Origin of the sequence: Salipaludibacillus sp. CUR1 (genome assembly GCF_021028955.1) — a bacterium.
Taxonomy (GTDB): Bacteria; Bacillota; Bacilli; order Bacillales; family Salisediminibacteriaceae; genus Salipaludibacillus.
The window spans coordinates 1-14,411 of the sequence record NZ_JAIWPE010000061.1 but is presented as its reverse complement, the minus strand read 5'-3'; the positions used below and the strand labels follow the sequence as shown (position 1 = coordinate 14,411).

General features: G+C 43.2%; 13 protein-coding genes. All 13 read left to right on the top strand.

Annotation, left to right across the window (positions count from 1 at the left end; genetic code table 11):
* Positions 1-195: 195 nt before the first annotated feature.
* The 13 genes from K8O68_RS12895 (at position 196) to K8O68_RS12835 (ending at position 14,304) form a co-directional block, all read left to right on the top strand.
* Positions 196-975 carry a CheR family methyltransferase gene (locus K8O68_RS12895; protein ID WP_230897285.1) on the top strand — a complete coding sequence of 260 codons (780 nt, stop codon included), beginning with the start codon at positions 196-198 and terminating at the stop codon, positions 973-975.
* 128 nt (positions 976-1,103) lie between these two features.
* Entirely contained in the window at positions 1,104-2,276 is a 1,173-nt protein-coding gene (gene aroC, locus K8O68_RS12890; protein WP_230897284.1) for a chorismate synthase, read from the top strand.
* Entirely contained in the window at positions 2,276-3,370 is a 1,095-nt protein-coding gene (aroB, locus tag K8O68_RS12885) for a 3-dehydroquinate synthase (RefSeq protein WP_230897283.1), read from the top strand. The genes aroC and aroB overlap by 1 nt, the downstream gene beginning before the upstream one ends.
* Positions 3,367-3,750 (top strand): chorismate mutase, encoded by a 384-nt coding sequence (gene aroH / locus K8O68_RS12880; protein WP_230897282.1) that lies wholly within the window; start codon positions 3,367-3,369, stop codon positions 3,748-3,750. The genes aroB and aroH overlap by 4 nt, the downstream gene beginning before the upstream one ends.
* A gap of 268 nt (positions 3,751-4,018) precedes the next feature.
* Complete coding sequence (gene trpE, locus K8O68_RS12875) at positions 4,019-5,530, top strand: anthranilate synthase component I (protein ID WP_230897281.1); 1,512 nt, start codon at positions 4,019-4,021, stop codon at positions 5,528-5,530.
* Complete coding sequence (gene trpD, locus K8O68_RS12870) at positions 5,527-6,543, top strand: anthranilate phosphoribosyltransferase (protein ID WP_230897280.1); 1,017 nt, start codon at positions 5,527-5,529, stop codon at positions 6,541-6,543. Before trpE ends, trpD begins: the two co-directional genes overlap by 4 nt.
* Positions 6,540-7,310 carry an indole-3-glycerol phosphate synthase TrpC gene (gene trpC, locus K8O68_RS12865; protein ID WP_230897279.1) on the top strand — a complete coding sequence of 257 codons (771 nt, stop codon included), beginning with the start codon at positions 6,540-6,542 and terminating at the stop codon, positions 7,308-7,310. Before trpD ends, trpC begins: the two co-directional genes overlap by 4 nt.
* A 2-nt stretch (positions 7,311-7,312) precedes the next feature.
* Positions 7,313-9,142: a tryptophan synthase subunit beta gene (gene trpB, locus K8O68_RS12860; RefSeq protein ID WP_255717198.1), complete on the top strand. Its 1,830-nt coding sequence runs from the start codon at positions 7,313-7,315 to the stop codon at positions 9,140-9,142.
* Positions 9,139-9,936 carry a tryptophan synthase subunit alpha gene (gene trpA / locus K8O68_RS12855; RefSeq protein WP_230897278.1) on the top strand — a complete coding sequence of 266 codons (798 nt, stop codon included), beginning with the start codon at positions 9,139-9,141 and terminating at the stop codon, positions 9,934-9,936. Before trpB ends, trpA begins: the two co-directional genes overlap by 4 nt.
* Positions 9,937-9,978: 42 nt before the next feature.
* Positions 9,979-11,061, top strand: coding sequence for a histidinol-phosphate transaminase (gene hisC / locus K8O68_RS12850; RefSeq protein WP_230897287.1), 1,083 nt, complete (start codon positions 9,979-9,981; stop codon positions 11,059-11,061).
* Positions 11,062-11,071: 10 nt separating this feature from the next.
* The gene (locus tag K8O68_RS12845) at positions 11,072-12,175 is read left to right on the top strand and encodes a prephenate dehydrogenase (protein WP_230897277.1); all 1,104 of its coding nucleotides are present in this window, start codon (positions 11,072-11,074) and stop codon (positions 12,173-12,175) included.
* Positions 12,176-12,187: 12 nt separating this feature from the next.
* Complete coding sequence (gene aroA, locus K8O68_RS12840; protein WP_230897286.1) at positions 12,188-13,480, top strand: 3-phosphoshikimate 1-carboxyvinyltransferase; 1,293 nt, start codon at positions 12,188-12,190, stop codon at positions 13,478-13,480.
* 125 nt (positions 13,481-13,605) lie between these two features.
* Positions 13,606-14,304, top strand: coding sequence for a hypothetical protein (locus tag K8O68_RS12835; RefSeq protein ID WP_230897276.1), 699 nt, complete (start codon positions 13,606-13,608; stop codon positions 14,302-14,304).
* Positions 14,305-14,411: the final 107 nt, after the last annotated feature.

The window sequence follows — 14,411 nt, the reverse complement described above, 5'->3', positions numbered from 1 at the left end:
AAAATAGAGAGAGATAAACGGTTGGCGGTCAATTAAGAGGCCTCTTTAGAGGCTAAGTTGGTAAAGTGCCCTTATAGGGCGAAATTAAAACCGCCCGTTTTACGGGCGGATACTTACTTTGCCTTATAGTCTCAAAAGATAAATTATGGTACAAGTAGAGAGAGGTGTTTCAGCAACAGGATAAGGAGTGTCATAATGGACGATTATAATAAATTTACGGGAAATATAAAATTGAAAACTGGAATTGATTTGTCTTTATATAAAGAGGGGCAAATGAAAAGAAGATTAACTTCCTTAAGAGATAAAAGAGGTTTTTCCAATTTTGACAACTATTTTCAGGCAGTAGCTGAAGATCAATTATTATTTGAAGAATTTCTGCAAAGAATGACTATAAATGTGTCAGAGTTCTTTCGAAATCCCCAGCGGTGGAAAGTGCTCGAAGAGAAAATAATCCCCCGCCTCCTGGCCAAGTCCCCTAAAATTAAAGTTTGGAGTGCAGCCTGTTCAACAGGGGAGGAACCTTATTCCTTAATGATGCTCTTACATAACTACAGGAATTATCCGCAAATTAACTTATTAGCAACTGATTTGGATGAAGCTGTACTCGCGCGTGCTAAAGCAGGCTTTTATACGGAAAGGGCACTGAAAGAAGTAGAGAATGAAAGGTTAGAAAAATATTTTTCTAAAGAAGATTTAGGATACCGGGTAGGCAAGGAATTAAAACAGGCTGTCAGTTTTAAAAAACATAATTTGCTCTCAGATTCTTTTGACACGAATTACGACTTGATTGTATGCAGAAATGTCATGATTTATTTTACAGAACAGGCAAAAGATGAGCTGTACAAAAAATTCAGCCGGGCGCTAAAACCTGGAGGTGTTCTTTTTGTGGGGAGCACCGAACAAATTTTCCAGGCTAACCGATACGGATTGGAGGCTGAAGACACTTTCTTTTATAAAAAAATTAGCGATATTTAATTTGTATGTATTCGCTTTATTCAAAAAAATCATATATAATCCTTGAAAAATACGTTAAAATCATCAACAATAGACATAATAACTTTTTAACACATAAAAGCGATAAAGAAAGCAGAGGTAGATATGGCATGCGATTTTTAACAGCAGGAGAATCTCACGGTCCTGAACTGACCGCTATTATTGAGGGGGTACCAAGCCAGCTGCCGCTCACAGAAGAAGACATTAATGAGCATCTGGCAAGAAGGCAAAAAGGATACGGCCGCGGCCGGCGTATGCAAATTGAAAAAGACAAAGTAAGAATTACAAGCGGCGTCCGCCATGGTAAAACAACCGGCGGCCCAATTACTCTCCATATTGAAAATAAAGACTGGACACACTGGACTAAAATTATGGGTGTGGAACCGTTATCGGAAGAAGAAGAACAGGAAGTGAAAAGAAAAATTACCCGGCCCCGGCCCGGACATGCAGACTTAAACGGAGCGATTAAATACAGGCACAGGGATATGAGAAATGTGCTCGAACGCTCTTCAGCAAGGGAGACAACGGCCCGGGTAGCAGTAGGTGCAGTAGCCCAGAAACTTCTAAAGGCTTTTAATATTAATCTTTGCGGACACGTACTTGAGATCGGGGACGTAGTAAGTGCCCAGCCTCATTTCACATCAGTGGGCGGACTTAAAGAGGTGACTGAATCCTCTGAAGTCAGATGCGCGGATAAAGACGCTTCAGAAAAAATGAAAAAGGCTATTGATGAAGCTAAAGAAAATGGGGACTCAATTGGAGGTATTGTGGAAGTTATAGCAGAAAACGTGCCTGTCGGGCTGGGCAGTTTTGTCCATTATGACCGGAAACTTGACGGGAAGATTGCTCAGTCAGTGTTAAGCATTAATGCTTTTAAAGGGGTAGAGATAGGGCTCGGTTTTGAAGCAGCCAGAATGAAAGGGAGCCAGGTTCACGATGAGATTGCTTATGAAGAAGGACGTGGATTCTACAGAAAATCCAACCGCCTGGGAGGATTTGAAGGTGGAATGACCAATGGTATGCCTGTTGTTGTTCATGGTGCCATGAAACCAATTCCAACGTTGTATAAACCTCTGCAAAGTGTTGATATCGACACAAAAGAACCGTTTACAGCCAGCATTGAACGCTCGGACAGCTGTGCTGTGCCAGCCGCTGCTGTGGTTTGTGAAGCAGCGGTAGCATGGGAGCTGGCCGATGCATTTCTTGATAAGTTCGGTTCAGATACGATGGATGATATCAAGAAGCATTATGAAGATTATGTACAGGAAGCGAGGAGGTTTTAATGACCTCTCCCCGCTTACTTGTTAACAGCGAGACAACCAAGTACCCCATTTATATTGATACGGATCTGAGATATCAAACGTATGAGCTTATAAATAAATCTCTCGATAAAAAGGCGAGTGCTTTTATAATCATTGCGGATGACACAGTGGCCGGCCTGTACCTGGATGATGTCGTTCAATCTTTTCCTTCGGAAAGCAGGCCTTATGTTGCCACAGTGCCAAGCGGGGAAGCTTCTAAATCTTTTGAACAGTACGAACGTCTCCTCACAGAATGTTTAAAGAACGGTCTGGACAGACAAGCGGTAATTATTGCCCTTGGTGGAGGAGTAACAGGAGATTTAGCCGGGTTTGTGGCCGCATCTTATATGAGGGGGGTCCGCTACGTTCAGATGCCGTCTACCTTGCTTGCTCATGACAGCAGCGTAGGAGGTAAAACAGGAATTAATCATCCAATGGGAAAAAATCTGATTGGTGCGTTTCACCCTCCAGCAGCAGTCATTTATGATTCCGGAATGCTTTACACGCTGCCTGAAAAAGAATGGCGGTCAGGCTTTGCTGAAGTTATTAAACACGGTTTTATAGCTGATCCTTCTTTTTTAAAATGGGTGGAAGAAAACATTCAATCTTTTAAGTCAATAAAAACAGACGTTTTAAATGAACTTCTCAGGCGTTCAATTAAAGTCAAAGCAGAAATAGTGGAAAAAGATGAAAAGGAACAGGGAATCAGAGCGTTCCTTAATTTTGGCCACACGCTTGGACACAGTATAGAGGCGGAATTAGGATACGGCAGGATGACCCACGGTGAAGCGGTAGCTGTCGGAATGATATTCGCCCTTAAGCTGAGTGAAAAAGTATATAAACATTCGTTAGAATACGAAAGAACCTGCAAATACATGAATACACTGGGATATAGGCTGGAAATTCCTGCAGAATGCAACAGAGACCGCTTGCTTGAGCGAATGAAACTGGACAAAAAAGCGTCATATAAGCAGATTAATTTTGTCCTTCTGAAAGAACTTGGGCATCCGGAACTGCGTCCTGTAAAGGAGCATGACATTTCTGAACTGCTTAAAAAGGAGGGGAATTCGAAATGATAAGGGGGATTCGCGGGGCAACCACTGTGGAGGAAAACAGCACGGGCGCCATTATTGAAGCCACATTGGATGTTATGAAACAGATTCAGGATAAAAATAATGTGGTTCCTGATGATATTTCTCATATTATGATTACTATGACTGACGATTTAAATGCGACATTTCCGGCACGGGCTCTAAGGCAGTTAGACGGATACCAATTTGTGCCGGTGATGTGTGCACAGGAAATTTCTGTTCCTGACGGACTTAAAAAATGCATCAGATTAATGGTGACTGTCAATACAGCAAAACGATCAGATGAAATTGACCACGTGTATTTAAAGGATGCAGTCAAGCTGCGGCCTGATTTAGCCTTGACAAACAAACAGGAGTCGCGTTAGTATACTCAATAAGCTAAGTTTAGATGAGATGAAGAGTATTTAAGGATTTAATAGAAATATAGAAGAGAGAAGAGCAGAGTTGGAGTTGAGGAGAGCAGAGATGAGCGTATCCATATAAGGACACGTCTGCCCCTTGGGCAGGCGTTTTAGCTTTTATGAGTTATAATCTATTCAACCATGCTGTGAAAAGACAGGTATTTTTTGGCTTTTTTACAGTACCTCATATCCCTCATACTTCAATCCCTGTCAAATAAGAGAGGTGATTGAAATGGAAACATTATCCCAGGAGCGGTTTAACACATCCGCCGCCGTTTATTCTACGGTTCCTGTTTCAGTGAAAGTCTTTGCAGATACAAAAACCCCCATTCAGTTATTCCATTTATTTAATGAAGAGGCAGCTTTCCTGCTGGAAAGTAAAGACCCTTTATCACCATGGGCAAACTATTCATTTATTGGATTGAACCCGGCCTATTTTCTTCACGATGACAACAATCTCTTTTTGTTTAAAAATAAAGAGGGAGAAGTTTTATTTAAGGAAAGAGATTTCCAGAAAGCCTGGGAGCGAGCTTTAGCCTATATTAATGTCTCTCCCGACATGCCAGATTTACCGTTTCCAGGCGGAGCAGTCGGTTATTTAGGGTTTGAGGCATATGGATGCTATGAGCCGCGCCTTTCAAGAAATTCACCAGGTAATGAGCATGATGTTTCCTTTATGTTTTGTGAAACCATTCTTGCTTATCAGCACGAAAAAGAGGAATTGACGGTTGTTCACTTACAAGATACTTCTTCCCACGATAAAAAAGAGGCCTATGAGGATGGCAAACGAAAGTTGAAGACGATCCTTGAAAAGATTGAACGGGATGATGCCGACCCTGTATCCATTGTTTCTATGGAGGAGCCGGGAAACGAAGACATTTTTGAGGGGGTTCAATCAAATTACACTAAAAACCAGTTTACTGACCATGTAGAGCAAGTGAAGGAATATATTGCTGCGGGTGATATTTTCCAGGCTGTATTATCGCAGCGCTTCGAGCTTCCTGTGCAATCTGACGGGCTCTCGCTATACAGAGTTTTGAGAAAAATAAACCCTTCCCCTTATTTATATTACATCCGGATGGATGGCCAGGAGATCATTGGAAGTTCTCCTGAACGTCTTGTAAAAGTGGATGAGAGTAAAGAGATGGAAGTCCATCCTATTGCCGGAACGCGTAAAAGGGGACTGACACCTGAGGAGGATTCCGAACTTGCAGATGAACTTCTCGCAGATGAGAAAGAACGTGCTGAACATTTAATGCTGGTCGATTTAGCCAGAAACGATTTAGGCAGGGTTAGCGAGTATGGTTCCGTGACCGTAAAAGACATGATGCAGGTCTCTTACTTTTCCCATGTCATGCATCTGATTACAAAGGTGACAGGGAGGCTCCACACTCACTCCCATCCTTTCGATGCGCTGTTTTCTACTCATCCGGCAGGAACCGTCTCCGGAGCACCTAAAGTAAGGGCAGTTGAAATTATACAGGAACTGGAACAGACAAGAAGAGGAGTTTATTCAGGGGCCATTGCGTACTGCGGTTTTAACCAGGCTATTGACTCCTGTATTGCTATCAGGACAATCATTCTGAAAAATAAAACAGCGTATGTGCAGGCCGGGGCAGGAATTGTTCAGGATTCTGTACCGGAAAATGAATATGAAGAGACTAAAAATAAGGCAAGAGCGTTGATATACGCAATTAAATTAGCTGAGCAGAGGTTCGAAAAAGAGGAGGCAATAAAGAGATGAGCAGAGCACTGGAAAAGATTATGTCCAATAAATCTTTAAGCGAGAAAGAGGCAGAACAGCTTGTCGGACAAATGATGTCAGGAGAACACAGCCAGGAAGAAATGGCCGCAATCCTGTCCGTGCTTCAATACAGAGGAGAGACAGTGGAAGAAATCGTCGGCTTTGCCAAAGGGATGCAGAGAAAAAGTAAACAGTTTACTCTTCCCTTTAAAGTGATGGATACATGTGGGACAGGCGGTGACGGAGCCGGTACATTTAACATTTCCACAGCCGCTGCGATCTTATTAAGTTCCATGAAAGTTAAAGTGGCAAAACATGGAAACAGGAGTGTATCCTCTACAAGCGGCAGTGCAGACGTCCTCGAAGAGCTAGGTATTCCTTTTCAGGACAATGAAAAAAATGCAGAACTGATGCTTAAAAAGCACCATTTAGCATTTCTGTTTGCACCTGTCTATCACTCTGCCATGAAACATGTGGCGCCGGTACGGAAACAGCTCCGGATGAAGACGATTTTTAATCTCCTCGGCCCATTAACAAACCCGGCTGGTGCGGCTCACCGTCTAATCGGTGTATATGACAGGGAGGCAGCAAAGAAAATGGCTGAAGCCTCCAGGCACTTGGGAGTTGAACGGGCTTTGTTTGTCAGTGGTGAAGACGGTTTGGATGAAATTACTGTTCAGGGAAAGACCCATTTGATTGAAGTACGGGACGGGACCATTAAAGAATTTACTATAACGCCTGAAGAAGTCGGCTTAAAAAGACAGACTTTGGAAGGGGCCAAAGCTTCATCGTCCGCTGAAAGTGCTCAACTAATAAGGTCGGTGTTTGAAGGGCGGGCTCCTGAGGCGGCTGTCAACCTTATTCTATTAAATGCTGGCGCAGCTTTATATGTCCAAGGGGCTGTGTCTTCAATATCGGAAGGTATTCATACGTGTAACAAAGCGATGGGCACTCAGGTACTAAATCACCTGGAGACTTTGAAAAAAGAAAAGGGGGCGGCGGCTACCTCATGAGCGTCTTAGACCGGATTGTTGAAAAGAAGAAAAAAGAGACAGAATCACTGACTGTGCCAGGAGAACGGCTTGTAACTAAACCACCCGTGTCTCTCTGTCAATCAATTGAACATTCAAGGCATCCATTAGGAATTATCGCTGAAGTTAAAAAAGCAAGCCCGTCAAAAGGGCTGTTAACTAGTGATTTCCAGCCTGTAACGATTGCAAAAGAGTATGAAAGAATTGGGGCAGCGGGGATCTCTGTTTTAACTGATGAGGAATTTTTCCAGGGGCATGCAAGTTATCTGACTAATATAAAAAAAGAAGTGAGCCTTCCCATTTTAAGAAAAGATTTTATTATAGATGAAAAACAAGTCACCTTTTCTGAGAGGATCGGGTCGGATGCTATCTTATTAATAGCAACTATTTTAGAAGGTTCCCAGCTTGCAGAGCTGCATGCTCAGGCTGAATCACTCAGCATGGAAGTATTAGTGGAAGTTCATAATGAAGCCGAGCTTGAAAAAGTGCTGACCCATGTAACACCCCGCTTGATAGGGATTAACAACAGGGATTTATCCACCTTTAAAACTGATCTTTCAATTACAAGCAGGCTACGCCCGCTTATTCCGGAGAATGCGTTGTTAATCAGTGAAAGTGGAATCCATAGTAAAAAAGATGTCGACTTTCTTTTGAACGAAAACGTTAACGGGCTTCTGGTTGGAGAAGGGTTTATGAAAAGTGATAATAAACAGGCCTTTTTACACTCCCTGTTCAATTCGGAGGAATGACTATGAAAACATCTATCAAATTTTGCGGAATGAGATGTGAGGAGGATTATTTAAAAGCAGTTGAATCGGGAGCAGATATGCTGGGCTTCATTTTTGCTTCCGGTAAAAGGCAAGTCAACTCTGAAGAAGTCGCGTTATGGCAAAGGAATAAGCCGCCACATCCCGGCCAGAAACTGACAGGTGTGTTTGTAAACGCCTCTGCAGAACAAGTGTTAGAGACAGTAAAAAAAGCAGGGCTTCATATCGTTCAGTTCCACGGCACTGAACCGCCTGAGGAACTTAAAGCAATAAAATCAGCAAGTGGGGTGCAGGTTTATAAAACGCTGCATCATCATAAAGAAGCAGTAAATGAGATGGCAAAGTACGAGGGTACAGCTGATGGATATGTAATTGATACAAAAACTTCCGGGGCCTGGGGGGGAACCGGCCGTCAATTTGACTGGGAAGCTGTTCCCGCCTATACGAGGGAAGCAGAACGCCAAGGTGTTCCCTGTTTAATAGCAGGCGGTGTGAACACAGACAATATTTATAAATTACTGGCTTATAAGCCTTCAGGAATTGATGTCTCCTCAGGAATTGAGACAGACGGGAAAAAGGACGAAAGGAAGATGTCGGAAATGAAAAAAGCAGTCAGCAAAACATATCAGGCTCCTGACCATTTAGGCCGGTTCGGCCCTTTTGGAGGAAAATACGTCCCTGAAACGCTTATGTATGCGTTAGAAGAACTGGAAGAAGCTTATGATTCAATAAAAAATGACCCTGAGTTTGCAAAAGAACTTCATAAAGAAATGAAGGAGTATTCAGGCCGTCCTACAGCCTTGTCTTACGCCGGGCAGTTATCAGCCCATTACGGAGGAGGGCAGATCTTTCTAAAAAGAGAAGATTTAAATCATACAGGGGCCCATAAAATTAATAATGCTCTTGCCCAGGCTCTTCTCGCAAAAAGAATGGGAAAAACCCAGATCATTGCTGAAACAGGAGCAGGCCAGCATGGGGTTGCTTCTGCAACAGTTGCTGCAAGGTTTGGTTTGACGTGCAAAGTTTTTATGGGAGCAGAAGATATAAGGCGCCAGGAATTAAACGTATTTCGCATGAGGCTTCTCGGCGCTGAAGTTATAGAAGTTCATTCAGGCGGGAAAACTCTCAAAGATGCAACAAATGAGGCAATAAGGCATTGGGTGGCTAACGTTCATGATACATTTTATTTAATTGGAAGTGTAGTGGGCCCCCACCCGTACCCTATGATGGTGAGAGATTTTCAGAGCATTATAGGAGAAGAGAGTAAAAGGCAGCTGAGTGAAAGAACAGGTAAACTTCCTGATGAAGTAGTGGCTTGTGTAGGCGGGGGAAGTAATGCCATGGGTATTTTTTATCCATTTATAGAAGACGAAGTAAAACTAACCGGAGTGGAAGCAGCCGGAAAAGGCATTGACACACCAGAGCACGCGGCTACCTTATCAAAAGGAAGAAAAGGGGTGCTTCACGGATCACTGTCTTACCTTCTCCAGGACGAAGATGGAAATATTACCGAACCGTATTCTATTTCTGCAGGGCTCGATTATCCCGGGATAGGCCCTGAACATGCCCATTTGCGTGACACAGGGCGGGTTAATTATGAGGCAGTCACTGATAAAGAAGCATTAGAAGCATTGGAAGATTTATGCCGGTTTGAAGGGATCCTGCCGGCCATTGAAACAGCCCATGCTTTAGCCTATGTGAAGAAGAAAGCCCCTGGCATGTCTAAGGATGACATTATTCTCGTCTGTTTATCCGGCCGTGGCGATAAGGATGTTCATACGATTCAGGACGCATTGGGGGAGGAAATAGAATGAACAGATTAAATGACACTGAATTTCAAAGTAAAAAAAGCAAATTCGTGCCGTATATTATGAGCGGACACCCTGGTTATGAGTCGTCTATTGATATTGCTCTGACATTACAGGACTCCGGTGTCGATGCTGTGGAGTGGGGGGTTCCATTCAGTGATCCGCTTGCGGACGGTCCGGTAATCCAGGAAGCCGGCGAGCAGTCAAGAAAAGGCGGGGGCAGCCTGAGAAAAGCCCTGAAAGGATTAAAAGAGGCACGGGAGAAAGGTTTAGAAATACCGGTTGTGCTATTTACGTATATTAATCCCGTCTTATCTTTAGGTTTCAATGAATTAATATTAGAGATGAAAAAGGCTGACGTTGACGGTCTGCTTATTCCTGACCTGCCGTTTGAAGAGAGTGATGAACTTAGAAAGCTTTGCAATGTGGAAGGTATCTCTTTAATCTCTTTGATCGCCCCCAGCTCCAACCATAGGATGGAAAAAATCAGCCGTTTGGGCGACGGGTTTTTATACTATGTCACTTCTCTCGGAGTAACCGGGACGCGTGAGAGTTTCTCTGACTTATTAGCCTCTAATATCAGCGAACTTAAAAAAACGGCTCAAGTCCCTGTTTTGGCAGGTTTTGGCATATCGACGAGAGAGCATGTCCGCTATTTTCAGGATATATCTGATGGGGTTATTGTCGGAAGCGCTCTTGTCAAATTCATTTCGGAACGCCAGCAGGAATTAAAAGACAATAAAACGAAAAAGGAAGCGCTTCAGGAAATAAAAGTGTTTGTACAAGATCTCATTTCGTAATAGTATAGAGGATAAAGAATGTTAGCAGTGGAGGGGTTAATGATGAAGGTGAAACCGTCTATGGTGGATCTTGTGCCTTACCAGCCAGGAAAGCCAATAGAGGAAGTGAAAAGAGAACTGGGACTTGACGAAGTAATTAAACTTGCATCTAACGAAAATCCATATGGTTGTTCACCGAACGTTGAAAAAGCGATCTTGGATTCATTTAAAAATGTAGCTGTATACCCTGACGGATACGCGAGAGCATTAAGAGAGAAAACAGCAGCGATGCTCCAAGTGGAGGAAGATCAGCTGATCTTTGGAAATGGATCTGATGAAGTAATTTTAATTTTATGCAGATCTGTACTCACGCCTGAAGACAATATCGTCACGGCTGCTCCAACTTTTCCACAATACCGGCATAACGCGGTAATAGAAGGAACCGAGGTGAAGGAAGTCCCTCTTAAAAACGGAGTCCACGATTTAGAAGCCATGCTCAGTGCCATAGATGAAAATACTAAAATGGTGTTTGTCTGCAATCCTAATAACCCGACGGGCACCTATGTAAATGATGAGGAATTTAAGAGATTTATCAGAAACGTACCTGAAGATGTGATCGTGGTCAGTGATGAAGCTTATATCGAATACGTGACAGCTTCTGATTATCCTGACACACTGCCGTTACTTGAAGACTATCCTAATTTAGTTATATTACGCACATTTTCCAAAGCATATGGTTTGGCATCTCTGCGTGTTGGCTACGGGGTTGCCCATTCTGATCTTATTAAGGCTGTAGACCCGGGGCGCGAACCTTTTAATACGAATTCCATGGCTCAGGCGGCAGCCGCTGCGGCGCTGGATGACCAGCAGTTCATACGGGATTGCCATGAGAAAAATGCGCGGGAAATGAGAAAATACGAAACGTTTTGCGAAAAAAATAATTTTAAATACTTTCCCTCTCAAGCCAATTTTATATTAATGGACCTGGAAAAGCCGGGAGGAGAAATTTTCGAATACTTACTCCATAAAGGGTTTATCACAAGAAACGGCGAGGCGTTAGGATATTCTTCCTCAGTAAGAATTACATTAGGTAAACCGGCACAGAATGATAAAATTATTGCAGAACTGACAGACTGGCTCGCTTAGGAGGTTCATTGTGAGTAAAAGGATATTAATTATCGGGCTGGGGCTGATTGGAGGCTCTCTTGCCCTGGCAGTAAAAAAGGGTTATCCCGGGACAACCATCACCGGGTATGATATAGACCCGCAGGCAAGAAAACTTGCTAAAAGCCTCCAGGTAATTGATGATGCAGCGGCTTCTCTGGAGGATGAAGCTCCGGAAGCCGATATCATTATTATTTCCACCCCTGTTGAAAGCACTATACAGGTTATAAATGAGTTATTAAAACTACCTTTAAAAAAAGGGAGCCTGATCACTGATGTAGGGAGCACAAAACAAACTGTCGTTGAAAAAGGAAGCCTGTTAAACGAGAAAGGTGTTTTCTTTATCGGAGGGCATCCAATGGCGGGTTCCCATAAATCAGGTGTTGAAGCATCAAGGGAAAGGCTGTTTGAAAATGCCTTTTACATACTGACTCCTACAGCAGACATACCTGTTGCTAAAATGATACAGCTGCAAAATGTCCTGAAGGCTACGCGGGCTAAATTTATTGAATTAGATCCTGAAACACATGACAGGTTTGCAGGGCTTATCAGTCATTTGCCTCATATTATCGCTTCGGGCCTTGTTCATCAAGTCGCAAAAACAGGGGAAAAAGAGCCGCTTGTTTCCCAGCTGGCAGCAGGAGGGTTCAGAGATGTGACACGAATTGCCTCTGCTTCTCCAGGCATGTGGCGGGATATTTTACTGCATAATAGAGAAACACTGCTGGCGATGCTGGCAGACTGGAAGCAAATGATGAGTGAAGTGGAAGAAATGCTCATTGAAAGAGACGAGGATCAGATTTACTCTTTTTTCGCTGAAGCGAAAGCAGTCCGTGATGACCTGCCGGCTAAAAAGAAAGGGGCTCTCCTTCCTTTTTATGATTTGTTTGTCGATGTACCGGACCATCCGGGGGTTATCTCTGATGTCACAGCCATTCTGGCCCAATCCGGGATAAGCATTACTAACATCAGAATTATAGAGGCCCGCGAAGATATCATGGGAGTACTAAGGTTAAGTTTCAGATCTGAAGAAGATTTAACCCTGGCAAAAGCAAAGCTGTCAGAGCACATGTATGAGACATATGAAGCCCCGTAGAGGAGGAGATACCTGGTGATTAATACTGTACAACCTATTAAACATACACTAAAAGGGAGCTTGCGTATCCCCGGCGATAAATCAATCAGCCACCGGGCTGTATTATTTGCCTCTCTGGCAGAAGGAGAGTCCAGGATATACGGCTTCTTACACGGTGAAGATTGTCTAAGTACGATTTCCTGCATGAAAGATTTAGGTATTGATATACAGGAAAAGCATGAATACATTTACGTTGAGGGAAAAGGCCTACATGGACTAAGTGAACCTGAAAACGTTTTGGATGCAGGCAACTCTGGCACGACGATCCGGCTTCTCTCAGGCATTCTGGCAGGGCAGGATTTTTCTTCCGTACTGGTGGGGGACGCTTCAATCGCTAAAAGGCCAATGGGAAGAGTAACCGGTCCCCTTAAAATGATGAATGCAAAAGTAGACGGGCGCGCATACGGTTCGTATACCCCGCTTCATATTCGAGGCGGCTCATTAAAGGCGATTGACTACCTTTCTCCGGTGGCAAGTGCCCAGGTGAAATCCTCTATCCTGCTGGCAGGCCTATACGCCAGTGGGGAAACCAAGGTGACAGAACCCTTTAAATCGCGCGACCATACTGAACGGATGCTTGAAACTTTCGGGGTTTCTCTTGGTATAACTGATCGCTCTGCTTCCGTAACAGGCGGCCAAACCTTAAAAGGAACGGAGATTCATGTACCCGGCGACATTTCATCAGCAACTTTTATGCTTGTTGCGGGGGCGATAGTGCCGGGCAGTGAAATTATACTGGAAAACGTCGGAATGAACCCTACCCGCACCGGGATAATTGAGGTCCTTGAACAAATGGGTGCTGATCTCACCGTAAACAACAGACGGAATTTAGGGGGCGAGCCAGTAGCAGACTTGACTATCCGCCAGAGCAGCCTGTCTTCGGTCACCATAGACGGAGACCTTATTCCGAGACTTATTGATGAAATTCCTGCTATAGCTGTTTTAGCTACACAGGCAGAAGGAACCACAGTTATTAAAAATGCTGAAGAGCTGAAAGTAAAAGAAACGAACAGGATTGACACAGTGGTTTACCAGTTAAAAAAATTAGGTGCTTCTATTGAACCGACTGAAGACGGGATGATTATACACGGGAAAACCGGGCTGCACGGAGAAACTGTAGAGAGTTACGGTGACCATCGTATTGGAATGGCTATGGCTTTATGCGGTCTTATTTCCAGTACACCTGTTACAGTTAAGGACACTGAAGCGATCGCCGTGTCATACCCATCTTTTTTTGATAACCTGGCTTATTTATCAGGTGAATAAATCACTCACTTTTAAAAGGGCTGTCCTCCAGAGTTAATCTAAGGGGCAGTTCTTTTTTGTGTTTTGATGCATATCCGTCTCTTTTTCCACATAGCTTGTCTATAAAGAAACGGAGTTGGTTTCATATGAAATATGTAATGGAGGTATGGGACCCCGACGCGAAATCCAACAGGCAGGTTAAAGTGGAGAACGGAGTAATTAAGTACTGTGCACCTAATTCATCTTCTGATATGCAGGTGATTACTAAGCCTTTTAAAGTGAAGCCAGGCCATGTCACTTTTGAAAAGGAGGCAACAGAGTGGTTTGATGACAATTATGGCTTCTCCTATATAAAAAGAATGCTGTTATCAGGTTTTTCGACATTTATAAAAATACTTCCTATCACTTATGAAGCGGATACTGAAGATGTTTTTAAAAAAGCGAGATTTCAGCTGAAGGATTGCCCGGTTAATTTTATTTATGCGCCCCGGGTTTCTCTCCGCCGGCTTACTCCTTCCTGGGTAAGAAAACTGAAAAAGATGGCTGTACCGGTTATACTTTTTTACGTTGAAACAAAGGAAGAAATAGAGAAAACAAGATGGCAAAGGCTTATGGAAGCTGCTTTTCCATTAAGACTTATGTTCATTTTTGACTGTAAGCATTCTCCTTTATCATATTCTGATAAAAAATATGCCCGGAGTAAATGGGAAAAAACAGTCAAATATTTAAGAATTAACAGCTTTTTATATCTTCCAGAACCAGGAGAGGAGGTTTCAAGGCTTTTATTGCAAAGAATTGGTTTATATCCTAAAAAAGGAAGCTTTGATTCAGGGTGTTACTGCTAATGATTTCTGACCTGAAACTACCAACGTATTTTGTCTCATTTTTGCTATTTAATATGTCCCTATTAATAAATAGATATAGAGGGGAGTTAGACTCACCCTCTTTTTTT

Coding starts and splice junctions, on each gene's coding strand:
- aroH (WP_230897282.1), top strand. CDS start 3,367: ATGATAAGGGGGATTCGCGGGGCAACCACTGTGGAGGAAAACAGCACG.
- trpC (WP_230897279.1), top strand. CDS start 6,540: ATGAGCGTCTTAGACCGGATTGTTGAAAAGAAGAAAAAAGAGACAGAA.
- K8O68_RS12895 (WP_230897285.1), top strand. CDS start 196: ATGGACGATTATAATAAATTTACGGGAAATATAAAATTGAAAACTGGA.
- aroB (WP_230897283.1), top strand. CDS start 2,276: ATGACCTCTCCCCGCTTACTTGTTAACAGCGAGACAACCAAGTACCCC.
- trpD (WP_230897280.1), top strand. CDS start 5,527: ATGAGCAGAGCACTGGAAAAGATTATGTCCAATAAATCTTTAAGCGAG.
- trpA (WP_230897278.1), top strand. CDS start 9,139: ATGAACAGATTAAATGACACTGAATTTCAAAGTAAAAAAAGCAAATTC.
- trpE (WP_230897281.1), top strand. CDS start 4,019: ATGGAAACATTATCCCAGGAGCGGTTTAACACATCCGCCGCCGTTTAT.
- hisC (WP_230897287.1), top strand. CDS start 9,979: ATGAAGGTGAAACCGTCTATGGTGGATCTTGTGCCTTACCAGCCAGGA.
- K8O68_RS12835 (WP_230897276.1), top strand. CDS start 13,606: ATGAAATATGTAATGGAGGTATGGGACCCCGACGCGAAATCCAACAGG.
- trpB (WP_255717198.1), top strand. CDS start 7,313: ATGAAAACATCTATCAAATTTTGCGGAATGAGATGTGAGGAGGATTAT.
- aroC (WP_230897284.1), top strand. CDS start 1,104: ATGCGATTTTTAACAGCAGGAGAATCTCACGGTCCTGAACTGACCGCT.